Here is a 24,508-nt window from a genome sequence, read left to right as displayed (position 1 = left end):
CAATTGGGGTGCAGTTCACTCAGGTATTACTGTTTTTGTTATTGAATCTGCCCTATCCTTTGATGATGTGTACGGTGACATTGAACAAATCGCAGCAGTTATGGGTGAAGAAGAAAAAGGCGATGAAATCATTGATGGAATCCAGAAGCAACTCAAGGAAGTCGAAGAAAAAATTGCTTCAGTCGATGAAAAGAAAAAAGTCTATTTTGAAATCAGTCCTGCGCCAGACATCTATACTACAGGAAAGAACACCTTCCAACAGGAAGTGATGAATAAAGCAGGCGTAGAGAATATCTTTGCGGATATGGAAGGATGGATTAAGCTTTCTGAAGAAGAAATTATCGACAGAAATCCTGAATTAATCACAACAACTGTTGGCTATGTAGAAAATCCAGTTGAAGAAATCCTCTCCCGAAAAGGCTGGAATCAAATCAGTGCAGTGGAAGCCGAGGAAGTGAAATTGCTTGATAGCGATATTATGTCCCGTCCAGGGCCGCGAATCGGTGAAGCAGTAGAAATTTTGGCAGAAGCAGCTTACCCTGAGCTGTTTAATTAATCGAGCGCATAGGCTAACCACGTCGAAAAATGAGTGGTTAGCTTTTTACATTGAAATTACGATTGAGGCTTAAAAGAAAAAGGCAGCCAGCAGGCAAAATAAAAAGTAGTCAAAATGACTACTTAAAGGGTGACTCTATTTATCTAGGTGTGTACTGAACCATTCCCTGCCCGCTACCATGTGGATAATCATACTCTATTTCTTCATCAAAAGTTACATAGTCTAAGTAAATCATCGGGATTAAATACCTTACGCCAGTTTCAGGATCGCTAATGATTAGGTGGTCTCTGCCAGCTGCTTCAATAATGCCTTTAAAAACCTTCGCATTCCATTGGGTATTATTTTCAAAAGTTGTATAAACTGTTGCAAGCTTCCCACGATTAAGCCGGAGAATATTTTCTATAAAAGATTGCTCTAATGGCAGCATGCCCGGTACTTGAGGTCCTGATGAAGTTGGAACCCCTTGTGTCGGAATCATAATTCCTATTGGTGCAGTAGGGTAGGCACCTTGAGCAGGCTGCCCATTATAAGCTTGCGGTTGGACTTTTTGGACATTCTGATTGTACTGCTGTTGTTGTGGTTGTTGTCGTTGTTGCGGGTATCCATAATAAGGATAATTTTGTTGAGTCATAACTCTTCCCTCCTGAAGATTCATTTAAAATTAATAGACTGTCGGACAATCAGCTTGAGTCGGTATATAGAAGCAGTGAGCTTTATAGCGTCCAGAATTCCATTGATTGTACCATTGCTCAGGGCAAGCTCCACCTGGACGGAAAAACCATAAAGCATTGCTTGCTGGGTGCTGTCTTTCGCCTTTTATCGTTCTTCTTGCTAGGTCTAGCTCATTTTGTCTAGCAGCCTGATAAAAATATCCTTTTTGTGTTGCTTCAAAGCCACCTGGACTTTGAAATACCATTTGTCTGATAGACCGGATATCGCGAAAATCAAGACAATCGCCACGAACTCTATTTACACCGACATTTCCTACCATCATCATGCCCAGGTTCCCTTCCCCTTCGGCCTCGGCACGAATCAACCTGGCCAAAAGCTTTACATCCTCCTCGGTATAAGGAATGACACCCATTAAATTCACCTCTCTTTTTTGCTTATCATGTTGAATGGTGAATGGATAATATAGGATTGTTCTTATAAACTCACTATTTATACCTATGTAGGGGCCTGTTTTTTTATGACCTTAAAAGAAGAAAAATAAAAAACTCCCACCGTCTAATGGTGAGAGTTTTGTTAACCAATTAATTCACATGTAAAAATTTGCGGACGCTGCCTTCGCTTAAAATATTTCCTACATAGAAGGCGCCAAAATCGCCATAGCGAGCACTTACCTCATCAAAGCGCATTTCATAAACGAGCTTTTTAAACTGAAGGACATCATCAGAGAATAGTGTTACGCCCCACTCATAATCATCGAACCCAACAGATCCGGTAATGATTTGCTTGACTTTCCCGGCATATGTACGGCCAATCATTCCGTGGCTGCGCATCAATTCGCGGCGCTCCTCCATCGGAAGCATATACCAGTTATCATTGCCTTGGCGACGCTTGTCCATTGGGTAGAAGCAAACATATTTTGCTTTTGGTAAAATTGGGTAAAGTCTTGCTTTCACATGAGGATTTTCATATGGATCCTCATCTGAATCTCCCGCCATATAATTGCTCAATTCCACAACGGAAACATAAGAGAATGTTGGGATTGTATACTCTGCAAGCTTCGTCTTATTGAATTCGTTTTCAATCTCATTCAATTCTTCCATTGTAGGTCTTAAAATCATCATCATAAAATCAGCTTTTTGACCAACAATTGTATAAAGGGCATGACTGCCTTTATTTTCAGATTGAGTGGTGTTCCATTTGTCCGCTAGTGAAAGAAATTCATGAATAGCTGCTTCACGTTCGTCACTTGAAATCATTTTCCAAGTAGTCCAGTCAATTGCACGGAAATCATGCAAACAATACCAGCCATCCAAAGTTTTAGCTGCTTCGCTCATTATAATCGCTCCCTCATTTATGTACTATAATCAACACCCTTACTATACCATAGTTTAGCCATAGAACATGTGAATAAAACTTGAACAGCTGACTTTCTGATTAGTCTCCAACTAAATTGGATAATTTATAAAATAGTAAAGTTTTGTTAAACACAGGTAAATTTTTTGAAAAAAGGGACATTTACCTGTTCACTTGCTATTTTGTTGATGTCATATTGTAATGGACTAGAAGGTTTTGTTTTTATTTTTAAGTGCAATATGTGTTTTAAAGCAAGCTTTTCGAGTATGAATTCATGCTCTATGAATAGAGATATTGTTTTTATAAAGTTTGGAGGAGATTGGATGAGCAAACTATTTACAAGTATAAAGGATAAAGTTGCGAGCCAAGCGATGAAAATTGTTTTTCCAGAAGGTACAGATGAAAGAATATTAACGGCTGCGGCACGCCTTGCAGCGGAGGAAATGATTACACCGATACTTATTGGAAACAAAGAAGAAATTGAAGGGAAGGCGAAGCAACTAGGAATTTCACTTCACTCTTCGATTATATTAAATCCCGCTAATTATGAGCTGATGGAGGAGTTAGTTCAGTCATTCGTTGAAAGAAGAAGTGGCAAAGCAACAGAGGAGGCAGCGCGGAAAATTCTCCTTGATGAAAATTATTTTGGAACGATGCTCGTATATACAAATAAGGCGGATGGGCTCGTAAGTGGTGCAGCGCATTCAACTGCTGATACCGTGCGGCCGGCCCTGCAAATTATCAAAACGAAAGAGGGCGTAAAAAGAACGTCAGGTGTCTTTATCATGGTTCGCGGAGAGGAAAAGTACGTATTTGCAGATTGTGCAATTAATATCGCACCAGATAGCCAGGGATTAGCTGAAATCGCTATTGAAAGCGCGAAGACTGCAAGCATGTTTGATATCGACCCTCGCGTTGCCATGCTCAGCTTTTCAACGAAGGGATCAGCGAAGTCAGCGGAAACAGAGAAGGTCATTGCAGCAGTGCAGGTAGCAAAAGAAAGAGAGCCTCAGCTAGTCATTGATGGAGAGCTTCAATTTGATGCAGCCTTTGTTCCAGCAGTTGCCGAAAAGAAAGCACCGGCGTCACCGCTTGAAGGAAGAGCAAACGTATTTATTTTCCCTAGTCTCGAAGCGGGCAATATTGGATATAAAATCGCTCAGCGTTTAGGGAATTTTGAAGCAGTTGGCCCAATACTGCAAGGGCTTAACCAGCCAGTGAACGATCTTTCAAGAGGATGCAATGAGGAAGATGTTTATAAGCTGGCTTTAATTACAGCTGCTCAGGCATTAAATCAATAGGAAATATTGGAAGGTTGTCCATTTAGTCGATAAAAATCACATTTGGGCAGCTTTTTTTTATTTAAGAGCCACAGGTTTTATTGATGCAGCTGAATTAATTCAAGCGAACTTCCTATTTTCAACATCAATTGCTATAATAATTCTGGCTAATAAATGTTGAAGGAGAGCTAGAAATGGAAGACTTATTGGATTTATTGAAGCAGGATGACTGGCGGATCATTGATCAGTCTGTTTCAGCTCTTTATATAAGTGCATTACAATCTTTTGGCATGGATGATACACTTTGTGCCTCAGTTGGCGGAGGGTTGGCGCCGGCGACCGCAAGAAGCTGGGTGCATGATAAAACAGTCGTGCTTGGAATTCAAGATACGAAGCTCCCTCATTTGCAGGAAGGCATCCAATATTTGCGAGAGCAGGGCTATGATGTGATTGTTAGAAATTCAGGCGGACTAGCAGTAGTACTGGATGAGGGTGTGCTCAATATTACGCTTGTATTTCCGGAAAATGAAAAAGGGATAGATATTAATCGTGGCTATGATGCGATGTGGATGCTCATAAAAGAAATGTTTGCTGATTTTTCTGCTGAAATAGAAGCGAAGGAAATTGTTCGTTCCTACTGTCCGGGAAGCTACGATCTCAGCATCGGCGATCAGAAGTTTGCCGGTATATCACAAAGGCGGCTTCGCAAAGGGGTAGCGGTGCAAATCTATCTTTGTGTGGATGGCAGCGGAAGTGAGCGGGCCGCTTTAATAAAGGAGTTTTACAGCATTGGCAAGAGGCAGGCAGAGACGAAGTTTACGTATCCAGATGTTGATCCGGATGTAATGGCTTCTCTGTCTGAACTATTGAATACGGAATTGTCGATTCAAGATGTGATGCTTCGATTTTTAAGAGCGCTTAAAAATGTAAGCGGACGCATTTCTGCCGGCCAGCTAACAGCTGAAGAAGTGCCAATGTTTAAAAGCTATTATGAGCGTGTCGTGGAAAGAAACGAGAAGATATTAGGATAATAAAAGCCGCGGACATGACTGTCGCGGCTTTTATTGTTGTTTCACAGTTATTCTGCAACTTTCTCTAAATTACCGTTGCGGTCCATTTTAAACTTTGTTGCAGGACGCTCTTCATCGTCAAGTATTGCCAGTTTACGAGCGCGGTTCATAATATTCATTAACGTCTCGTAATCTTCCTGAATTGTCACGCTATTTTGCTCGAGCTTGCCTATTTTGCTTTCGAGTTCGCTGTTTTTTCGTTTAATATCTGCGTTTTCCCGCTTCAGTCTTTCATTCTCATTTTTTAAAATATCGAGTTTAATACTCGAGTGATTTAAAGATTCCAAGTATGCGATGACTTTATCCATGCTCATTGGCGCATCATCTGCTACGCCAGCATAAGCCATAGCGGGCTGCACCGTTTTTGTTTCAGGTTCAGGCACCTCTGAATACGATGCTTCCAATGTATCCTCAAATAATAAATCGTTCACAGGCTCGATAGCCATTTCCACTTCTTCCATCGTTGGCACTGGCGGAGAATAAAGGAGCTTTTTCTTTCCACCCTGATCTTTCCCAAGCATTCTTTGTCTTTGTTTCCGTTGTTTTTTTGCTAGTTGAAGAGCTTTCTCATATCGGTGGCGGACAACTGCGTTCCAGCGGAAACCGCAAGCCGCTGATGTGCGATTGAGCTTATCTCCAACTTCTTCAAAAGCGTTTAATTGTGTACTTCCTTCTCTTACATGGCGCAGTACGGTTTCTGCTAATAATAAATCATTTTCCTCTGACCATGCATCCTGTCGTAACTTCATATTTCCAACTCCCTAAAAGGTTTTATTATGCTTTAAAATAAGGATTGTCAAGAATGCGAGGTTTTATACATTTGATGATTAAAAGGATAGTAGATTTTTTTGAAATGGAGATTAGCTCTTGTTGGTGTGATTCTGATTAAACAAGCCGAAAACCCGATTTATTAATAGATAGGTATGGTTTTATATGCCAATTATTCAACTGTTTACATATTGCTTTTAAAATCATAAAGCATGTACAATATTTTCGTTTTCATTTAAAATTGTCGAAAAAAATTTAGATCTTTTTCATTCCCACCCTAAAGCCTTTTAGGCATAATACATGCGATAATTTCAAAAAAATGGGATGAAACCTTGCGGCGGGAAAGCTATAATATAGAAAGCATTACTGCCTTGCTGTCTTAGAAAAGTGGCATTAACATTGGCAATTTTTATAATGAATTAAGTATTTAATAAATATCAATGTTTAAAAATAATTACAAATGTTAATATACTTCATATGTTTATACATATTTGGTTAATCGATAAGCCATTGTAGAAGCGGAGGTGCGAGAATGGCATATTCGTCAGAAAAACTGAGCGAAGAGAAAGTATTTAAAGATCCGGTACACCGCTATATTCATGTACAGGACAGGCTTATATGGGATCTAATAGGCACAAGAGAATTTCAGCGGCTTAGAAGAATTAAGCAGCTCGGTACTACGTATTTAACATTCCATGGTGCTGAACACAGCCGATTTAATCATTCTCTGGGTGTTTATGAGATTGTGAGAAGAATATCTGATGATGTGTTTAAGGGGCGTAAGGAATGGAATGATGATGATCGTTTGCTCGCCTTATGTGCAGCGCTTCTTCATGATTTAGGTCATGGGCCTTTTTCGCATTCGTTTGAAAAGGTATTTAACCTCGACCACGAAAATTTTACAAAGGAAATTATTCTTGGTGATACACAAGTAAATAAAGTATTGCAGCGGGCGGGAGAGGATTTTCCGCGTAAAGTGGAGGAAATTATTGCAAAAACCTCAAAGAATAAGCTCGTTGTCAGTTTAATTTCCAGCCAGATTGATGCGGACCGCATGGATTACTTACAGCGTGATGCCTATTTTACCGGTGTTAGCTATGGCCATTTTGATATGGAGAGAATTTTGAGAGTTATGAGGCCGAGAGAGGATCAAGTCGTAATTAAACAAAGCGGCATGCACGCCGTCGAAGACTACATAATGAGCCGCTACCAAATGTATTGGCAAGTATACTTCCACCCGGTTACAAGAAGTGCAGAGGTGATTTTAACAAAAATCCTCCACCGCGCAAAAGATTTATATGAAGCGAACTATAAGTTTAAACATGAACCGATTCATTTTTATTCTTTGTTTAAAGGCGAAATGACGGTAAATGACTATATTAAGCTGGATGAAGCTATCATCCTTTATTATTTTCAAATGTGGCAGGAAGAGGAAGACGATATCCTTCGCGATTTAGCCTGCCGTTTTCTAGACCGCAACCTTTTTAAATATACGGAATTTGATCCTGCAAAGGAATATAAGAAGTTAACGCAGCTTTCAGAGCTTTTTGAGAAAGCGGGCATTGACCCAGAATATTATCTTGTTGTCGATTCCTCCTCAGACCTTCCGTATGATTTCTACCGTCCGGGTGAAGAAGAGGAGCGCCTGCCTATTCATTTACAATTGAAAAATGGTGATATTCGCGAGCTTTCCCGTGAATCATCCATTGTAGATGCCATTTCCGGAAAACGAAGAACAGATCATAAGCTATATTATCCAGCAAATGTTATTTATGATGATCGTAACCATCCGCAAATTAAAAGGCAGATTCGCGAGCTGCTTGAACTAGAATAGAACTGCTGCTAAAACAATGAATATGGAAATAAATAGACTAGGAGATGAATCACTTTGCTGAAAGATCACGCAAAAATCATGCATGCCATTGCAGCCTCCAATGAAATAATCGGCCGAAAAAAGCTGCAGAAAATGATATATATCGCGAAAAAGATTGATTATCCTTTTCATGAAAAGTTTGCCTTTCACTTTTACGGCCCGTATTCCGAAGAGTTAACTTTAAGAATAGAAGAGCTTTGCAATATGGGATTTCTCAACGAAGTAAGAGAGAAGAAGGGGGGCTACTTCCAATACCGGTATACCTTAACTGAATCGGGTGCAGAGTTTTTAAACTTAAATGAAGTATCAATGCCTCATTTAGAAGATTGCCTCGAGCATATGAATAGCCAATCTGCAAGATTCCTTGAGCTCGTATCCACTGTCCTTTACTTTGACAATCTATCAAAAGAAGAAGTAGCTGAAAAAATCTTCACCCTAAAAAGCAAACAGCGCTATACCGAAGAAGAAATCAACCAAGCCTACGAATACATCACCCAACTAAAACACAAAGCCCGAACCCACTAACAGGTCGGGCTTTGTCTTTGTCGAAATTTGTAGGTGACAGGTACCTCTATTTATTTGTCGCTTAGTCGTTTTCCGCCTACTGCGTAGTGGTTTTTGCTCATTTCTTCTATGAAGACAGTGATGTTTTCGTTTGGTGCACCTGTTGTTTCGCTGACAGCGATTGTTACTTTTTCAACGAGTGCTTTTTTTTGTTCTTCTGTGCGTCCTTCGAGCATCTTTACTGTAACGTATGGCATTGTGGAGCCTCCTTTGATTGGATATGTATAGAGCCGTTCTTACGGCAATTGTTTATAGTTTTTCACATTTTTTTAAATTATTCAAGAACGAAAATATCGTCTATGCATGTTTTCACATTGATTGGATAATGCGGTATACTTTATTATGAATAACTCATACATGGTTTTACATATGGATGTAGATAGGGGTAAGAAAAACATGGTATTCACCAAGTCTTTGCGGCGGATGCCTCAGTTTCAATTACTAGTAGAAAATATAAGAAATGAGACCTACATGCGATTATGAAGTTTTAATCTTCCTACTAGCTATAAAAAGGAGATAGAGGCGTGGAACAATTTTTAGCATATCCAATTAGGGATATTCCTTATGTAGCCATCACATTAATGATTGCCTTTACGGTACATGAATTAGCTCATGCGTTTGTCGCTTATAAATTCGGAGACCCGACAGCGAAAAATCAAGGAAGACTAACATTAAATCCGCTGAAGCATTTGGATCCAATTGGAACCATTCTTATCTTTATTGCAGGCTTCGGATGGGCGAGGCCGGTCCCGGTTAATCGCTTTTATTTTAAAAAGCCGAGGCTTTCCGGTGTATGCGTATCAATTGCTGGTCCGCTCAGCAATCTAATTTTGGCTATTATTGCGCTTATCTTTGGGTATGCGATGATAAGTTTAGGACTCGCTGGTCAATTGCCAAGCGCAATACCTCAATTTTTAAGTATATTTTTCTGGATTAATCTCATGCTGTTTGTGTTTAATCTTTTGCCGCTTCCGCCACTCGATGGCTACAGAATCATTGCGGATTTAGTTCCAGTTAATCTGCGCGCAAAGATGACTCAATATGAAGTGTATGGCTCGCTTATTTTCATCATATTAGTGATTACGCCTCTAAGCCAATACACGATCAGCCCAGTATTTAACACAATCCTGCCGTCATTAGGCGGAGGACTTACAGCGTTCTTCGAATGGCTCTTTATAAGATAAACTATGATTTAAGGAGGAAAATTCCATGACAGAAAAAAAGAAAAAGCTAGAATTTAATATCATTAAAAATGATCCAACTGAAGGCCATGGAGGGTTTGGCGTAGGTTCATTAAGCCTTGATAACGTCTCTCCTGTCATTATAGATGTTCAGGAAGGCGAAGCTTCAATTGAAATTGGAGCGATGCATGCAAGAAGTGCGGTTGAAAGAGGAATTAAGTTTCTTAAAACGAAGGAAGAAGTCCCGAATGGAAAGCCTTATTGGCTAATATGGGTAACGATCGACCGGAAAGCAGAGGGTACTTATTATGCGGGGGTTACAGCCTGCGAAATGACGGTTGACCGCTCGATTCGCCGCGGATATAAATCTCTTCCTGAGCATGTGAACAGAATGGATAAATCAATTAAGCGCCATATTATTGTTGACCATATGGATGGAAAATCAAAGAAAATACTTGCTGAATTTCTGCAAAACCATGATGCAGGAATGTGGGAACGCTCATCAGAACAATTAAAAGCAGATTTGCAAGTGTAAAAGGGAATTGCCGCCAAAAATGTGGCGTATTTGTGACAGTTTGTTGAAGTGCTTTTAGAACCTCTTGCGGCGAGCTGATAAAAAAAGTAAACTTATTATCAGTGCTAAGCACTTTATAGGACTAGGACACGAAAAACCTCGGCGCTTTTGCCGAGGTTTTTCATTTTATAGTCAATTGCCTTTTTTGTGATGAAATTATGAAGTCCATGGGAAAATCTTCTTATACCATGGCATTTTAACTTTATGATGATGTTTATGATATTTTTCAGGTGTCATTTCGTGATTCGGCAGATGATCAGTGCAATATTCGGTCGGCTCAGTTCCGGCGACAAAGTAAGTCAAGCGCTTTACCGGACAATTGACCGTTGCAAGTTTGCCACTGCCAGGCTCAACATAGACACCAACAGTGTTTTCTGGCGGTTTAAAGGATTGAACAGGTAAACCTTTGTGCGCTTCCTCCATGAAATCGCTCCATATTTCTTTAGCATAAGACTTTTCATTGACTATTTCTATCTTTTGCCCTTTATCATATCCTGTCCATACGGCAGTAACCAACTGTGGTGAAAAGCCTGCCATCCAGCTGTCTGTTTCTGTAGAACCTGACTTCGCAGCATATTGCCTCGTCAATTTTCCGCTCACTGTTGATCCTGTTACACTCGCATAGCCGTTCAGCTTTGGATCGAAAACGCCTGTCATCATATGGGTCACAACGAAGGCTGAATCAGGGCTCAACACTTGTTCCTTCTCTTTTTTAGCTTCGTAAATGACATCTCCTTTATAGTCTTCCACCTTAGTAATCAAGACTGGAGAGGTTTGTTTTCCGCCATTCGCAAGCATGCTGTATGCATTCGCGAGCTCCGTCACCCTTATGCCTGAAGTACCTAGTGCAAGAGAAGGGACTTTATCCATTTTAGATTGAATGCCAAACCTCTTCACTGCCTCAACTAGTGAATCTTCCCCTATAAAAAGATGGGTTTTGACTGCATAGATATTATCCGATAAAGCAAGAGCCTGCGCCATCGTAATTTCGCCATTTGCATACTTGCTATTATAATTATGCGGTGAGTATTCAGATTTGCCATCATCAAAACGGAAAGTGGTCGGTTCACTTAATATCGTGGTAGATGGTGTGAATCCTTGCTCTATCGCAGCATAGTAAAGCAATGGCTTAATTGTTGATCCTGGTTGCCTAATCGCTTGTAATGCCCGGTTGAATGGACTCTCACTATAATCTTTGCCGCCAATCATCGCCTCGATATAGCCGTTTTTTGGATTCATCGCGACCATCCCAACCTGTATGTCTGAATCCTGTGCAATCCTGTCAGCGACTATTTTTTCTGCTGCCGCCTGCTTATTCATATCCAATGTTGTGTGAATTTTTAAGCCGCCCAATTCAATCGTCCGATCATCAAGCTTTAACTGAGACTTTAACGCAGTTTTGACTGCGTCCTGAAAATACGGTGCGGTCTTTGTCACCGTATGCTGATGTTTTCCAACTATAACAAGCTTTTCATTTAACGCTTTAGACGCATCCTGCTCAGTTATATAGCCGTTATCTTGCATTGCCTGCAAAATAATTTTTTGCCTCGATTTTGCCTTTTCCTCTGATGCTAGCGGAGAGTAGATGCTCGGTCCTTTCGGAATGCCAGCTAACATTGCCGCTTCACTGAGACTCAGTTCATTTGCATCTTTTCCGAAATAATATTGGCTCGCTGCCTGTGCCCCATAAGCGCCATTTCCATAGTATATGGTATTTAAATAGCCTTCTAATATTTGTTCTTTAGAATAGTTCATTTCAAGGCGTATCGTATAGAAAGCCTCATTTAGCTTTCTTTTCCATGTTTTATCATGCTCAAGAAACAAGTTTCTTGCATATTGCTGGCTGATCGTACTGGCGCCCTGCACCTTTGCCATTGCTTTTATATCAGCCATGATGGCGCCAGCAATCCGTTTATAATCAAAGCCATGATGGTCGTAAAATCCTTTATCCTCAATAGCAATGGTAGCATCTGTTAAATGCGGGCTAATATTTGTAATATCCGCCCAATACCTTTTCTCTCCATTATTGCTTTCTCCGATAACCGCCCCATCATTCGCTAAATATAGCGTTGATTGCGGAACCGCCAGCGGAGGAGGCCCTAGTATTTTGGCATAAATGAAAATTCCGATGAATAGGAAGACTGCCAAGGCAAAACCTATTAAGCTAATAATTATAAGAGCCCGCAAATACTTTCCTGCTTTTCTAAATCGCTTGTCTGTCATAATTTCCATATATACCACCCCCGATTTTCTGCTTAGAGAAATTTATTAGAATCTAGAAAAAAGATATAAGTATAGTATTGAAATTAAACGCGTATTTTAAACATTTTTCTATGAATTCCACAGGTAAAAATTTTGCTTGCAATTTTGCTAGAATGCACTATACTGATTCTCATGTTTGTCATTTAACTTTTAGGGAACGATAAAGTTAAACTGAGCACTTAAGAAATACTTTTCTAATATGAAAGGATGAGTTATTAATGAGCATTTGGTTTACTGAGAAACAAACTGAAAACTTCGGTATCACAATGAAGGTGAATCGAACTTTACATACAGAGCAAACGGAATTTCAAAAACTAGATATGGTAGAAACAGAAGAGTGGGGCAATATGCTGCTGTTAGATGACATGGTGATGACATCTGTGAAGGATGAGTTTGTTTATCATGAAATGGTTGCACATATTCCTTTATTTACACACCCAAATCCTGAAAACATCCTTGTTGTTGGCGGAGGAGACGGCGGTGTAATCCGCGAAGTGCTGAAACACCCAAGTGTGAAAAAAGCAACCCTTGTAGATATCGATGGAAAAGTAATCGAGTACTCTAAAAAATTCTTGCCGGAAATTGCCGGAAAATTAGAGGATCCACGTGTTGAAGTGAAGGTTGGCGATGGCTTCATGCATATTGCGGAAAGTGAAAATGAATATGATGTAATCATGGTTGATTCAACTGAACCGGTTGGACCTGCGGTAAATCTTTTCACTAAAGGATTCTATGCGGGGATTTCAAAAGCTTTGAAAGAAGATGGCCTATTCGTAGCGCAATCTGATAACCCTTGGTTTAAAGCGGACTTAATTCGCGACGTACAAAAGGATGTAAAAGAAATCTTCCCGATTACACGCCTTTATGTAGCCAATATTCCTACGTATCCGAGCGGATTATGGGCATTTACTATCGGCTCAAAAAAACACGACCCATTAGCAGTAAGCGAAGACCGTTTCCATGAAATCGAAACAAAATATTACACAAAAGAATTGCATAAAGCAGCATTTGTATTGCCTAAATTTGTTCAAGATTTAGTTAAATAATTATTTAACGGAGGAAAGCCCTATGCGTTTTGATGAAGCATATTCCGGTAATGTCTTTATAAAAAGCCATCCGAATTATGATGAAAGTGAAGCCGTTCTTTACGGCATGCCAATGGATTGGACAGTCAGCTATCGACCAGGCTCCCGCTTCGGCCCGGCACGTATCCGCGAAGTCTCAATCGGCTTAGAAGAGTACAGCGCTTATCTTGACCGTGAGCTAGAAGAAGTAAAATACTTTGATGCTGGAGATATTCCGCTTCCGTTCGGAAATCCGCAAAAAAGCATTGATATGATTGAAAAATATATTGATGGACTGCTAGCTGATGGTAAATTTCCGTTAGGTATGGGCGGCGAGCATTTAGTCAGCTGGCCTGTCATTAAGGCAATGTATAAGAAATATTCGGACCTTGCAATTATCCATATGGATGCACATACCGATCTTCGCGAAGACTATGAAGGCGAACCGTTATCACATAGTACCCCGATTCGAAAAGCGGCTGAACTGATTGGCCCTGGAAATGTCTATTCATTCGGCATCCGTTCTGGAATGAAGGAAGAGTTCGTCTGGGCAAAAGAAGTCGGCATGCATATTTCGAAATTTGAAGTTCACGCGCCATTGAAAGAGATACTGCCAAAATTGGCTGGACGACCGGTCTATGTGACAATCGATATTGATGTTCTAGATCCAGCACACGCACCAGGCACAGGTACAGTTGACGCAGGCGGCATTACTTCTAAAGAACTGCTTGCATCCATTCATGAAATTGCTCATTCTAAAGTAAATGTTGTCGGTGCAGATCTTGTGGAGGTCGCGCCGATTTATGACCCATCCGAGCAAACTGCAAACACAGCAAGCAAGCTCATTCGCGAAATGATATTAGGTTGGGTTAAATAAGATTGAAGACACCAGGAAATTTCTTGGTGTCTTTTTGTTGCGGTTGGTGAAAAAAGTCGAAGAATGACGCAAAAAGTCGGAGAGAGACGCAAAAAAGCACGAAGTTGACATTAGTTAGCGAATAAGCGAATTCCAATAAAATCCCGACTGGTACACGACCTCATTTTGTTTTATACTAATAAGGTTATAGAATTTCTGCTCGGTTTATGAAAAAGCAGACAAAAAGGATGTGCAGCCGTTGTCTATTCGTCCAGTTGAACAAGTACCGGTAAAGATTAAAGTGAAAACGGACATACGCAATGGAAAAGATAAAGAGACTTTTGAATTAACTGCGTTTGGACGATACTATAAAAAAGATAGCGCCCGTTTCCTTCAGTATGAGGAAGCGATGGAAGACGGGTTGGTAAAAACGATTGTAAAAATTTCTGAGCAGGATGGCCTTATTTTACGAAGTGGCTCGGTTAAAATGCGCCTTCCTTTTAGAATGAATAAAAGCTTAAGAGGGAGCTATGAAACGCCCTATGGCGTTTTTGAAATGATGACTTTAACGAAAAGAATGGTTCATTCTTTTGAAGAAGACAAAAGTATGGGATCCATTGACTTATTGTATGAACTAAAAATGCAAGGTTCCCGTGCGGGTACGTACCATTTAGCAATCACGTTCGAGGAGGAAAAATAGTGAATATCGTTGAACAGGTTCAAAATAATTTAAAGCAGGAAATAAAAGATGCTGTTGTCAAAGCTGGTCTTGCAGCAGAAGAGCAAATTCCTGACGTCATTCTGGAAATTCCGAAAGAAAAAGCGCATGGTGACTATTCTACAAATATGGCCATGCAATTAGCGCGTGTAGCAAAGAAAGCACCACGTATGATTGCAGAAGGTTTAATAGCCAATTTCGATCAGTCAAAAGCATCGATTCAAAAAATTGAAATCGCGGGACCAGGCTTTATTAATTTTTACATGGATAATAGCTATTTAACAAAATTGATTCCAGCAGTGTTAGATGCTGGCGATTCATATGGTGAAACTAGCGTTGGTGCCGGCCGCAAGGTGCAAGTTGAGTTTGTTTCAGCCAACCCGACAGGTGATCTTCACCTAGGGCATGCACGCGGTGCAGCAGTAGGGGATTCATTATGTAACATTCTTGCGAAAGCGGGCTATGATGTTTCACGCGAATACTATATTAACGATGCAGGTAACCAGATTAATAATCTGGCATTATCAGTAGAGGCAAGATATTTCCAAGCGCTTGGCCATGAAAAAGAAATGCCGGCAGATGGATATCACGGTGAAGATATTATTAATATTGGTAAAAAACTAGCAGAAGACTATGGCGATAAATTTGTGCAAGCAGATGAAAAAGAACGCTTCGATTTTTTCCGTGAGTACGGTTTAAAGTACGAAATGGAGAAATTGAAAAATGATTTGGAAGATTTCCGTGTGCCATACGATGTTTGGTATTCTGAAACATCTCTTTATCACAATGGCAAAATTGATAAGGCATTAGAGGCATTAAAGGCAAACGGTCATATATACGAAGAGGATGGGGCAACTTGGTTCCGGTCCACAACTTATGGTGATGATAAGGATCGTGTATTAATTAAAAATGATGGTTCTTACACTTATTTAACACCAGATATTGCCTATCATAAGGATAAATTAGAACGCGGTTTTGAAAAAATTATTAATGTGTGGGGAGCAGACCATCACGGCTATATCCCGCGCATGAGCGCTGCCATTCAGGCGCTTGGATATGAAAAGAGTGCACTAGAAGTTGAAATTATCCAGCTTGTTCACCTTTATAAAAACGGCGAAAAAATGAAAATGAGCAAACGTACAGGAAAGGCGGTTACGATGCGTGACCTTGTGGAAGAGGTAGGCCTTGATGCGACTCGCTACTTCTTTGCGATGAGAAGTGCAGATACGCATTTAGATTTTGACCTGGACCTGGCTGTTTCTCAATCAAATGAAAATCCAGTATACTATGCGCAATATGCCCATGCACGTATTTCAAGCATTTTAAGACAAGGTGAGGAGCAAGGGTTTTCAGTTGACCAGCAGGCGGATATTTCATTAATTGGGGCTGAAAAAGAGCTTGATGTCTTGAAGAAAATTGGGGAATTCCCGCAGGCAGTAGCTGAGGCTGCCGAAAAACGCATGCCGCACCGCATCACAAATTATATTTACGATTTAGCATCAGCTTTCCATAGCTTCTATAATGCTGAAAAAGTTCTTGATACAGAAAATCCGGAAAGAACAAAAGCTAGACTTGGATTAATTAAAGCAGTGCAAACTACTTTGAAAAATGCGTTATCATTAATTGGCGTTTCTGCTCCGGAAAAAATGTAAAATATGTGCCGGCATCAAAAATGATGCCGGCTTTCTTGTTGCTGATTTTACCTGAATATCACAGATCCGCCACTTGCTCTCTTCATTCCCCGCATCGCAGCAATATCTTCGACCAGCTTCATCATGGCCTGGTCCTTTGCCTTTGCTTCAATCATGAAGTCTACATCTGTATTCATCTCTTTAAGCATTTGCAGCAAAGGCTTAAGAAATTCTAAATCAACAAAGTCTGCATGAGAGCGGAATGCTTTTTCCGATTTCGGTGAGGAAATATGGATTTTCGGAAGCATGCCAATTGTCTTCCACGTAGCAAAAATTCGGGGAAGAAGCTCTTCAAGAGTTTGCTCTCCTAAATTTGCCCTATGGTGATGATAATCAAAAATCATCGGAATTCCTTCTCGTTCACAAACGGTTAGCGTTTCCTCTGCATTATATGTTTTATCATCGTTTTCAAGTGTCATTCTCGCTTTTATCTCTTCAGGCAGAGATGGTAAGTTCTTGTGAAATCGATCAATGGCTGCAGTTTTATCTCCATAAGCACCGCCAATATGAATATTGATGATTCCTTTATGCTCAAGCCCCATCGCCTCGAGCATTCTATAATGATATTGCATGTCTACAACTGCGTTTACAGTTACTTCTTCACGAGGAGAGGTAAATAGTGTAAATTGATTAGGGTGAAAGCTGACACGCAACTGATATTTTTTAATTAGCTCTCCCAATTCCAGCCATTCGGATTTAAAGGCTTCCTGGAAATCCCACATTACTTCAGGGTGGGTAGCTAGTGGAACGATCGAGCTTGATAGCCGGTAAAGCTCAATTTCATGTGCAATGTTATAATGGACCATTCTAAGTGTATGAGCAATATTTTGCCTGGTAACTTCTTTTAGCTTTTCCATTCTTTCCATTTTAGGCAATTGCTGATAGCGAGTATAAGTCAATGCTTTTGCCGGAGAAGCATCCCAAAGGCTGATTGCATGAGAGACGTAACCAAATCTGATTTTCACCTTGTCAGCACCTGTTTTCTATAAAAATAATGAGAGCGAACGCGCAAGTATTTCTTTCCCTTGTCTGATTAGGTTGAAACCTGAAATATCCTTAAGCGCTACTCGCTCTGATTTGCTCATATCCTTTTTGAAGATTTCTCTCACCTGTGCATGGAAGCTTGCATCCGTAATATAACAGTTAATTTCATAATTTAAATAAAAGCTTCTTTTGTCAAAATTGGCTGTGCCAATTACGGCGATATCATCGGCTATCATTGTTTTAGCATGATAGAAACCGTTTTTATATTCATAAACTTCTGCACCTGCTTTAATTAATTTCCGCAAATAAGGATAAGAGGCTTCTTTAACGAGCAAGTGATCAGTCGTATACGGAATAAGAATAGTGACAGATACACCGCGGTGTATCGCATCTAATAAATCATTCAAAAGGCATGGGCCGGGAATAAAATAAGGTGTCCCTATCTCAATTGAATGCTTAGCGTTTTTAATGAGCTCAGAATATTTTTCCTCTAAAAAAGCAGCATCAGTTGTTATGAATTGATGTTGAATCAATCCCTTTGAAACGGCTGGAAAGTAGGCTTCATTTTGAAGAAGGTTCACTTTTGCAGCATTATTCCAATCAGTTAAAAAAGATTTTTGAAGATCGATGACACCTTCTTCAGTGACTTTTAAATGATAATCGCGCCATGGAGTCAGCTTTGGATCTAAGTTTATATATTCCGGTCCAACATTAAATCCGCCAATATATCCGAATTTTCCGTCGATAACTGAGATTTTCCTATGATTTCTTGCTTGAACGTTGTAAAATAGAAAGGGAAACGTAGGTGAATTGGCAAAGGCAAGCTCTATTCCATGACTTTTTAAATCTTTTTTAAGCTTATTATTCAGAATAATCGGTAAACTACCTGCCCAATCTAGCAGGAGACGGACTTCGACACCTTCACGCGCTTTTTGTTTTAAAATGGTTAAAAAGTCTTGGCCTATTCCTTCGTCTTTAACAATATAAAATAAAATATGGATATGGCTTTTAGCTTGTTTTAATTCAGCAAAATAATCATCAAATAATGAAGGTCCGTCCACAAAAATCGAAAGTGTACTGAAAGAATGGGAGGGGTTCGTTTTACTGACTGATTTTAGATGGCTCTTGCGGCCGAAAACATAATCAATATACAAAAGAAAAATAAATATGAAAGCAACCAGCAAGATGACCGCAACGGTAAATAGAATCATCAACTTGATCATCTCCTATGAATGTGTTTCTAGATAGTATTTCCACAGATTCATTTTCTATTATCGCTCATTACATCAATAGAAAAAAGACCAAAAATAAATAAAAACATGTTGACTGAATGCTCATTCATTATATAATGGAACTAAGTATTAATTTCAGAAAATTTTATTGTATTAAAATTTTCTCCTAAAAATGAATAGTTTTCAATTACTGAATTATTATACTGGAAAGGAGTAGACAACATGAATACTTTATTATGGATTAACCTTATTGCAACGATTCTTGTAATCGCTTACGCGGCCAGCTTATTCGTATACCTAATAAAGACAAGATATGGATATATCAAGCTAGGTAAGAAGACAGAATTTGATAATAATGTGAAGGAACGGCTCAACAAAATTTGGGTTAATGTCTTTGGACAGAAAAAATTATTGAAGGATAAGAAAAGTGGAGCCATTCACGTCATGTTCTTCTATGGATTTATTTTAGTACAATTTGGTGCAATTGATTTTATTATTAAAGGAATTAGCCCGGGGGCGCATTTGCCGCTTGGACCGTTATACCCTGGATTCACTTTCTTCCAGGAAATCGTTACATTAATGATTTTGGTCGCAGTTGTTTGGGCTTTTTATCGCCGATATATTGAAAAGCTCGTTCGTTTAAAAAGAGGTTTCAAATCAGGTCTCGTCCTCATCTTTATTGGGGGATTAATGCTTTCTGTTCTTCTTGGAAACGGAATGAGCATGATCTGGCACGGGCATGATCCAGTCTGGACTGAGCCTGTAGCATCTCTGTTTGCTGTAGCATTTTCATGGATTGGTGAGACTGCATCTATAGTTGTATTCTATGTTGCCTGGTGGATTCACTTACTATTCCTGCTCGCTTTCCTTGTGTATATCCCGCAGTCCAAGCATGCACACTTAATTGCAGGGCCTGTGAATGTTTATTTTAATCGACTAGATAACCCAGGAAAATTAAAGGCAATTGATTTTGAAGATGAATCACAAGAATCATTTGGTGTAGGTAAGATAGAAGATTTTACACAGCTTCAAATGATTGACTTATATGCTTGTGTTGAATGCGGTCGCTGTACAAATATGTGTCCAGCAACTGGAACTGGTAAAATGCTTTCTCCAATGGATTTAATTTTAAAGCTTCGTGATCATTTAACCTATCACGGCGCAGCTGTTACTAGAAAGCAGCCATGGGTACCGACTTTTGCCTTTGCAAATACGAAAGGAAACCAAATTGCAATCGCTGCAGGCGGACAAGGTGCTGAAGAAGCAGCAGCAAGTCTACAATATAACCCAAGCCTAATTGGTGAAGTCATTACTGAAGAAGAGATTTGGGCTTGTACAACATGCCGTAACTGTGAAGACCAATGCCCGGTAATGAATGAGCATGTTGATAAAATCATTGACCTTCGCCGTTACCTAGTTTTAACAGAAGGAAAAATGGATGCTGATGCACAGCGAGCGATGACCAATATTGAGCGTCAAGGTAACCCATGGGGATTAAACCGTAAAGAGCGTGAAGATTGGAGAGAAGCCCGTGAGGACGTTCATGTTCCTACTGTGAAGGAAATGAAAAAATCCGGCGAGGAATATGAATACTTGTTCTGGGTAGGGTCTATGGGATCCTATGATAATCGAAGCCAAAAAATTGCACTTTCATTCGCAAAACTTCTAAATGAAGCTGGCGTGAAATTTGCGATTCTTGGCAATAAAGAGAAGAACTCTGGTGATACACCAAGACGTTTAGGTAATGAGTTCTTATTCCAAGAGCTTGCTACGAAAAACATTGAAGAGTTCGAGAAAAATGAAGTGAGGAAAATCGTTACTATCGATCCGCATGCATATAATATTTTTAAAAATGAGTATCCTGACTTTGGTTTAACTCAAGAGGTATATCACCATACAGAAGTGTTAGCGCAGCTTGTTGAGGATGGAAGGCTTAAGCCGCAATTCGAAGTAAATGAAACCATTACGTTCCACGATTCATGTTATTTAGGACGCTACAATGAAGTGTACGATCCGCCTCGTGAAATCTTAAAGTCCATAACAGGAGTCAGACTGATTGAAATGGAAAGAAATCGCGAAACAGGCATGTGCTGTGGTGCTGGCGGAGGACTCATGTGGATGGAAGAAGAAACAGGAAACCGCGTCAATGTAGCTCGTACAGAGCAGGCGCTGGCTGTTAATCCTTCTGTAATCAGCTCTGGATGTCCTTATTGCTTAACCATGCTGTCAGATGGGACAAAAGCGAAGGAAGTTGAAGAAACAGTCCAAACTTATGATGTAGCTGAAATTCTAGAAAAAGCAGTAATCGGCGAACAAACCTTAGCATCTTAATTAATGGGGAATTGAAGCAGTTATAAAAATTCAAAAAAATAATTTTTTATGAATTTTTAGGATATTGTTTCAATTCCTCTTGTTTTTCGTGTAAAATAAAAGTAAATAAAGCGCTTTCATAACAGAGGATAATATTTCCTTTTTATTTGCTCATAACTTGAGCGAGCGTTCAGTCAGTTTCGTGCATTTATCCTTTTTGTTTTTAGATAATTATAAATTTATAGTTTAAAAGGAGAGGGTTAAATTGGGTAAAACGGTCATTATTGCTGGAGCAAGAACCCCTTTTGGAAAATTTGCTGGTGGATTGAGCAGCTTTACAGCTTCAGATCTCGGAGGCATTGTTGTAAAGGAAGCCCTTAATCGTTCGGAAGTCAATCCTGCTGAAGTGGGAGAAGTGATTTTAGGCTCTGTCCTGCAGGGTGGGCAAGGTCAAATCCCTTCAAGACAGGCAGCTAGAAAAGCAGGACTGCCATGGGAAGTAAAGACAGAAACAATTAATAAAGTCTGTGCATCCGGGATGCGCAGTGTGACGTTAGCAGATCAAATCATACGTACAGGTGATGAAGACATCATCGTTGCGGGCGGAATGGAGTCAATGAGTAATGCTCCATATATTCTGCCTAAAGCGCGATGGGGCCTGAGAATGGGTGACAGTATGGTTCAGGATTTAATGACACACGATGGCTTAAGCTGCAGCTTTACAGGTGTTCATATGGGGACATACGGCAATGAAACAGCGAAAGCTTTTGATATTAGCAGGGAAGAGCAGGATCAGTGGGCATTAAGAAGTCATCAGCTTGCAAACAAAGCGATAGAGTCGGGCAAGTTTGCAGAGGAAATTGTCCCGATAGAGGTGCCTCAGCGAAAAGGTAATCCTGTAGTTGTTGCAGATGATGAATCTCCGCGCAAAGATACTTCACTGGAAAGACTTGCAAAACTTGGCTCTGCATTTGGCGAAGGTGGAAGCATTACAGCTGGAAATGCACCTGGAGTAAATGACGGTGCGGCTGCCCTCGTATTAATGAGCGAGGAAAGAGCAATGAAAGAAGGCAAAACACCTGGTGCGATTATTCTAGGACATACTGCAATAGCAGTAGAAGCGAAGGACTTTCCGCAAACACCAGGCCTAGTTATAAATGAACTATTAAAGAAAACAGGTAAATCACTAGATGAAATCGACTTATTTGAAATCAATGAAGCATTTGCGGCCGTTGCCCTTACAAGCGGAAGAATTGCTCATTTAGATAGCGAAAAAGTAAATGTAAACGGCGGTGCGGTTGCTCTTGGACATCCAATTGGCGCAAGCGGAGCGAGAATTATTTTAACACTTATGCATGAATTGAAACGCCGCGGAGGCGGAGTTGGAATTGCGGCGATTTGTTCTGGCGGTGGTCAGGGAGATGCAATCATGATTGAAGTGCCTAAAAACTAAAGAAAGAGAACGGAGGATTTAATGATGGAAGTAAAAAAAGTGATGGTTATCGGAGCGGGGCAAATGGGTTCAGGAATCGCTCAAGTATGTGCGCAAGCAGGATATAGTGTTTATATGAATGATATCAAACAAGAGTTTGTGGAACGAGGATTAGGTGTAATCAAGAAAAATCTTTCACGCCAAGTAGAAAAAGACAGAATGAGTGCTGAAGAAATGGAAGGAATCCTGGCAAGATTTACACCGTCTACAACCCTTCAAGATGCTAGCGATGTTGATTTAGTCATTGAGGCAGCTGTGGAAAATATGGAAATCAAATCTCAAATCTTTAGTGAGCTGGATGAAATTGCACCTGAACATGCCATTTTGGCAAGTAATACTTCGTCTTTGCCAATAACAGAAATTGCAGCGGCAACGAACCGTCCTGAAAAAGTGATTGGCATGCACTTTATGAATCCAGTACCTGTCATGAAGCTTGTAGAAATTATTCGCGGCCTGGCTACGGCTGATGATGTTTATACAACAATTGAAGAAATGACAAAGAACCTGAGGAAAGTTCCTGTTGAAGTAAATGATTTCCCGGGGTTTGTATCTAATCGCATATTAATGCCTATGATCAATGAAGCGATTTATACATTATATGAAGGGGTTGCATCTGAAGAAGCAATTGATGAAGTGATGAAGCTAGGTATGAATCATCCGATGGGCCCACTTACATTAGCTGATTTTATTGGGCTTGATACTTGCCTGTATATTATGGAAACACTTCATGAGGGCTTTGGTGATGACAAATATCGCCCATGTCCATTACTTAGAAAATATGTAAAAGCTGGCTGGTTAGGCAAAAAGACAGGAAGAGGCTTCTACGTTTACGAATAATAATAGACTTTAACGACATCGGAGGTTTATAACATGAATCTGAGATTTACAGAAGAGCAGGAAATGATGAGAAAAATGGTGCGTGATTTTGCACAAACGGAAATCGCTCCATTTGTAGATAAGATGGAAAAAGGAGAATTCCCTCGTGAAATCTTAAAGAAAATGGGCGAGCTCGGCTTAATGGGCATTCCGATTCCAGAGCAATACGGTGGTTCTGAAATGGATTTCACGTCTTATATCATTGCCATCAATGAAATTTCTAAAGTAAGTGCGACAGTAGGAGTGATTCTATCTGTTCATACTTCTGTCGGAACAAATCCGATTGTCTATTTCGGAACGGAAGAACAGAAGCAAAAATATGTTCCTAAACTGGCTTCAGGTGAATATTTAGGAGCGTTCTGTTTAACGGAACCAAGTGCAGGTTCAGATGCAGGCAGTTTAAAATCGAAAGCAGTGAAGAAAGAAGACCACTATATTATAAATGGTTCCAAAGTTTTTATTACGAACGGCGGAGAAGCGGACGTCTATATCGTTTTTGCTTCGACAAACCCAGAGCTGGGCAGTAAGGGCGTTTCAGCTTTTATTGTTGAAAAAGATACGCCTGGTCTAATTATTGGAAAAGACGAGCATAAAATGGGGCTTCATGGATCAAGAACACTTCAATTAAGCTTTGAAGATATGAAAGTTCCAGCTGAAAATCTGCTTGGCAAAGAAGGGGAAGGCTTTAAGATCGCGATGGCAAATCTCGATGTCGGCCGCATTGGCATTGCTTCTCAGGCGCTAGGCATTGCAGAAGCTGCACTTGAAGCAGCCACTAACTATGCTAAAGAACGTGTTCAATTTGGCAAGCCAATCGCAGCTCAGCAAGGTGTAGGGTTTAAACTGGCGGATATGGCAACAGCGGTTGAAGGAGCAAAGCTGCTTGTTTATCGAGCTGCAAACTTGCGTCAAAATAATTTGAAATGCGGAAAAGAAGCGTCCATGGCAAAGCTTTTTGCATCTAAAACAGCTGTTGAGGTCACAACTGAAGCGATCCAGGTGTTTGGCGGTTATGGCTACACAGAGGACTATCCGGTAGAAAGATATTTCCGTGATGCAAAGATTACAGAAATATACGAAGGAACGAGCGAGATTCAAAGATTAGTAATCAGCAAACAACTATAATAATCAA

Annotated in this window: 23 protein-coding genes; 15 read left to right on the top strand and 8 right to left on the bottom strand. The window is 40.1% G+C overall.

Annotated features, from left to right (window positions below; all coding sequences use genetic code 11):
- The coding region (locus tag CWS20_RS14795) for an ABC transporter substrate-binding protein (RefSeq protein ID WP_158237008.1) at nucleotides 1–556 on the top strand (556 nt) is incomplete at its 5' end.
- Between the two features lie 139 nt (nucleotides 557–695).
- On the opposite strand, the gene gerQ is transcribed toward CWS20_RS14795, so the two are convergent.
- The 3 genes from gerQ to hemQ all read right to left on the bottom strand — a co-directional run bounded on the left by gerQ (nucleotide 696) and on the right by hemQ (nucleotide 2,562).
- Nucleotides 696–1,187, bottom strand: a complete 492-nt coding sequence (gene gerQ / locus CWS20_RS14790; protein ID WP_066189046.1) for a spore coat protein GerQ — start codon at nucleotides 1,185–1,187, stop codon at nucleotides 696–698.
- Nucleotides 1,188–1,217: 30 nt separating this feature from the next.
- On the bottom strand, nucleotides 1,218–1,640 hold the full coding sequence (locus CWS20_RS14785) for a cell wall hydrolase (RefSeq protein WP_066189049.1): 423 nt from the start codon (nucleotides 1,638–1,640) through the stop codon (nucleotides 1,218–1,220).
- A gap of 169 nt (nucleotides 1,641–1,809) precedes the next feature.
- Complete coding sequence (hemQ, locus tag CWS20_RS14780; protein ID WP_066189053.1) at nucleotides 1,810–2,562, bottom strand: hydrogen peroxide-dependent heme synthase; 753 nt, start codon at nucleotides 2,560–2,562, stop codon at nucleotides 1,810–1,812.
- A 342-nt stretch (nucleotides 2,563–2,904) separates the two neighbouring features.
- Here hemQ and pta point away from each other — a divergent pair, with 342 nt between their 5' ends.
- Nucleotides 2,905–3,882: a phosphate acetyltransferase gene (pta, locus tag CWS20_RS14775; RefSeq protein ID WP_066189055.1), complete on the top strand. Its 978-nt coding sequence runs from the start codon at nucleotides 2,905–2,907 to the stop codon at nucleotides 3,880–3,882.
- A 173-nt stretch (nucleotides 3,883–4,055) separates the two neighbouring features.
- Nucleotides 4,056–4,892, top strand: coding sequence for an octanoyl-[GcvH]:protein N-octanoyltransferase (lipL, locus tag CWS20_RS14770; protein WP_066189057.1), 837 nt, complete (start codon nucleotides 4,056–4,058; stop codon nucleotides 4,890–4,892).
- Nucleotides 4,893–4,939: 47 nt separating this feature from the next.
- On the opposite strand, the gene CWS20_RS14765 is transcribed toward lipL, so the two are convergent.
- On the bottom strand, nucleotides 4,940–5,680 hold the full coding sequence (locus tag CWS20_RS14765) for an RsfA family transcriptional regulator (RefSeq protein WP_066189060.1): 741 nt from the start codon (nucleotides 5,678–5,680) through the stop codon (nucleotides 4,940–4,942).
- Nucleotides 5,681–6,231: 551 nt separating this feature from the next.
- On the opposite strand from CWS20_RS14765, the gene CWS20_RS14760 reads away from it, so the two are divergent.
- Complete coding sequence (locus tag CWS20_RS14760) at nucleotides 6,232–7,533, top strand: HD domain-containing protein (protein ID WP_066189063.1); 1,302 nt, start codon at nucleotides 6,232–6,234, stop codon at nucleotides 7,531–7,533.
- A 54-nt stretch (nucleotides 7,534–7,587) separates the two neighbouring features.
- Nucleotides 7,588–8,097 carry a YwgA family protein gene (locus CWS20_RS14755; RefSeq protein ID WP_066189065.1) on the top strand — a complete coding sequence of 170 codons (510 nt, stop codon included), beginning with the start codon at nucleotides 7,588–7,590 and terminating at the stop codon, nucleotides 8,095–8,097.
- A 50-nt stretch (nucleotides 8,098–8,147) separates the two neighbouring features.
- On the opposite strand, the gene thmT is transcribed toward CWS20_RS14755, so the two are convergent.
- Nucleotides 8,148–8,333: a 2-hydroxymuconate tautomerase gene (gene thmT / locus CWS20_RS14750; protein WP_066189068.1), complete on the bottom strand. Its 186-nt coding sequence runs from the start codon at nucleotides 8,331–8,333 to the stop codon at nucleotides 8,148–8,150.
- A gap of 327 nt (nucleotides 8,334–8,660) precedes the next feature.
- Here thmT and CWS20_RS14745 point away from each other — a divergent pair, with 327 nt between their 5' ends.
- Both CWS20_RS14745 and CWS20_RS14740 read left to right on the top strand, forming a co-directional pair.
- Nucleotides 8,661–9,320 (top strand): site-2 protease family protein, encoded by a 660-nt coding sequence (locus CWS20_RS14745; protein ID WP_066189071.1) that lies wholly within the window; start codon nucleotides 8,661–8,663, stop codon nucleotides 9,318–9,320.
- 25 nt (nucleotides 9,321–9,345) lie between these two features.
- Nucleotides 9,346–9,852, top strand: a complete 507-nt coding sequence (locus tag CWS20_RS14740) for a YwhD family protein (RefSeq protein WP_066189073.1) — start codon at nucleotides 9,346–9,348, stop codon at nucleotides 9,850–9,852.
- Between the two features lie 195 nt (nucleotides 9,853–10,047).
- Here the strand turns inward: CWS20_RS14740 and CWS20_RS14735 are convergent, their stop codons facing one another.
- Entirely contained in the window at nucleotides 10,048–12,123 is a 2,076-nt protein-coding gene (locus CWS20_RS14735) for a transglycosylase domain-containing protein (RefSeq protein ID WP_066189075.1), read from the bottom strand.
- 248 nt (nucleotides 12,124–12,371) lie between these two features.
- Here CWS20_RS14735 and speE point away from each other — a divergent pair, with 248 nt between their 5' ends.
- The 4 genes from speE (at nucleotide 12,372) to argS (ending at nucleotide 16,443) form a co-directional block, all read left to right on the top strand.
- Nucleotides 12,372–13,199 carry a spermidine synthase gene (gene speE, locus CWS20_RS14730; protein WP_066189077.1) on the top strand — a complete coding sequence of 276 codons (828 nt, stop codon included), beginning with the start codon at nucleotides 12,372–12,374 and terminating at the stop codon, nucleotides 13,197–13,199.
- A 22-nt stretch (nucleotides 13,200–13,221) separates the two neighbouring features.
- Nucleotides 13,222–14,094, top strand: coding sequence for an agmatinase (speB, locus tag CWS20_RS14725; protein WP_066189080.1), 873 nt, complete (start codon nucleotides 13,222–13,224; stop codon nucleotides 14,092–14,094).
- Between the two features lie 238 nt (nucleotides 14,095–14,332).
- Nucleotides 14,333–14,773 (top strand): YwiB family protein, encoded by a 441-nt coding sequence (locus CWS20_RS14720; RefSeq protein WP_066189081.1) that lies wholly within the window; start codon nucleotides 14,333–14,335, stop codon nucleotides 14,771–14,773.
- On the top strand, nucleotides 14,773–16,443 hold the full coding sequence (argS, locus tag CWS20_RS14715; RefSeq protein ID WP_066189083.1) for an arginine--tRNA ligase: 1,671 nt from the start codon (nucleotides 14,773–14,775) through the stop codon (nucleotides 16,441–16,443). The genes CWS20_RS14720 and argS overlap by 1 nt, the downstream gene beginning before the upstream one ends.
- Nucleotides 16,444–16,490: 47 nt before the next feature.
- Here argS and uvsE read toward each other — a convergent pair whose 3' ends face one another.
- Both uvsE and cls read right to left on the bottom strand, forming a co-directional pair.
- Nucleotides 16,491–17,447: a UV DNA damage repair endonuclease UvsE gene (uvsE, locus tag CWS20_RS14710; RefSeq protein WP_066189085.1), complete on the bottom strand. Its 957-nt coding sequence runs from the start codon at nucleotides 17,445–17,447 to the stop codon at nucleotides 16,491–16,493.
- A gap of 18 nt (nucleotides 17,448–17,465) precedes the next feature.
- Nucleotides 17,466–18,677, bottom strand: a complete 1,212-nt coding sequence (gene cls / locus CWS20_RS14705; RefSeq protein WP_066191958.1) for a cardiolipin synthase — start codon at nucleotides 18,675–18,677, stop codon at nucleotides 17,466–17,468.
- 243 nt (nucleotides 18,678–18,920) lie between these two features.
- Between cls and CWS20_RS14700 the strand changes: the two genes are divergently transcribed.
- The 4 genes from CWS20_RS14700 to CWS20_RS14685 all read left to right on the top strand — a co-directional run bounded on the left by CWS20_RS14700 (nucleotide 18,921) and on the right by CWS20_RS14685 (nucleotide 24,501).
- Complete coding sequence (locus tag CWS20_RS14700; RefSeq protein ID WP_066189088.1) at nucleotides 18,921–21,029, top strand: heterodisulfide reductase-related iron-sulfur binding cluster; 2,109 nt, start codon at nucleotides 18,921–18,923, stop codon at nucleotides 21,027–21,029.
- Nucleotides 21,030–21,273: 244 nt separating this feature from the next.
- Nucleotides 21,274–22,461, top strand: coding sequence for an acetyl-CoA C-acetyltransferase (locus CWS20_RS14695; RefSeq protein WP_066189091.1), 1,188 nt, complete (start codon nucleotides 21,274–21,276; stop codon nucleotides 22,459–22,461).
- Nucleotides 22,462–22,485: 24 nt separating this feature from the next.
- A complete protein-coding gene (locus CWS20_RS14690; RefSeq protein ID WP_066189094.1) occupies nucleotides 22,486–23,337 on the top strand; it encodes a 3-hydroxybutyryl-CoA dehydrogenase in 852 nt (283 codons plus the stop codon).
- A 33-nt stretch (nucleotides 23,338–23,370) separates the two neighbouring features.
- Nucleotides 23,371–24,501, top strand: a complete 1,131-nt coding sequence (locus CWS20_RS14685; protein WP_066189096.1) for an acyl-CoA dehydrogenase — start codon at nucleotides 23,371–23,373, stop codon at nucleotides 24,499–24,501.
- Nucleotides 24,502–24,508 lie beyond the last annotated feature (7 nt).

The sequence above is a fragment of the Cytobacillus horneckiae genome (genome assembly GCF_002835735.1).
In the GTDB taxonomy this organism is placed as follows: Bacteria; Bacillota; Bacilli; order Bacillales; family Cytobacillaceae; genus Cytobacillus; species Cytobacillus horneckiae.
The sequence above is the reverse complement of the archived record's forward strand: the minus strand, read 5'-3'. Positions and strand labels throughout refer to the sequence as shown.

Coding starts and splice junctions, on each gene's coding strand:
- gerQ (WP_066189046.1), bottom strand. CDS start 1,187: ATGACTCAACAAAATTATCCTTATTATGGATACCCGCAACAACGACAA.
- CWS20_RS14785 (WP_066189049.1), bottom strand. CDS start 1,640: ATGGGTGTCATTCCTTATACCGAGGAGGATGTAAAGCTTTTGGCCAGG.
- hemQ (WP_066189053.1), bottom strand. CDS start 2,562: ATGAGCGAAGCAGCTAAAACTTTGGATGGCTGGTATTGTTTGCATGAT.
- pta (WP_066189055.1), top strand. CDS start 2,905: ATGAGCAAACTATTTACAAGTATAAAGGATAAAGTTGCGAGCCAAGCG.
- lipL (WP_066189057.1), top strand. CDS start 4,056: ATGGAAGACTTATTGGATTTATTGAAGCAGGATGACTGGCGGATCATT.
- CWS20_RS14765 (WP_066189060.1), bottom strand. CDS start 5,680: ATGAAGTTACGACAGGATGCATGGTCAGAGGAAAATGATTTATTATTA.
- CWS20_RS14760 (WP_066189063.1), top strand. CDS start 6,232: ATGGCATATTCGTCAGAAAAACTGAGCGAAGAGAAAGTATTTAAAGAT.
- thmT (WP_066189068.1), bottom strand. CDS start 8,333: ATGCCATACGTTACAGTAAAGATGCTCGAAGGACGCACAGAAGAACAA.
- CWS20_RS14740 (WP_066189073.1), top strand. CDS start 9,346: ATGACAGAAAAAAAGAAAAAGCTAGAATTTAATATCATTAAAAATGAT.
- CWS20_RS14735 (WP_066189075.1), bottom strand. CDS start 12,123: ATGGAAATTATGACAGACAAGCGATTTAGAAAAGCAGGAAAGTATTTG.
- speE (WP_066189077.1), top strand. CDS start 12,372: ATGAGCATTTGGTTTACTGAGAAACAAACTGAAAACTTCGGTATCACA.
- speB (WP_066189080.1), top strand. CDS start 13,222: ATGCGTTTTGATGAAGCATATTCCGGTAATGTCTTTATAAAAAGCCAT.
- cls (WP_066191958.1), bottom strand. CDS start 18,677: ATGATTCTATTTACCGTTGCGGTCATCTTGCTGGTTGCTTTCATATTT.
- CWS20_RS14700 (WP_066189088.1), top strand. CDS start 18,921: ATGAATACTTTATTATGGATTAACCTTATTGCAACGATTCTTGTAATC.
- CWS20_RS14690 (WP_066189094.1), top strand. CDS start 22,486: ATGGAAGTAAAAAAAGTGATGGTTATCGGAGCGGGGCAAATGGGTTCA.
- CWS20_RS14685 (WP_066189096.1), top strand. CDS start 23,371: ATGAATCTGAGATTTACAGAAGAGCAGGAAATGATGAGAAAAATGGTG.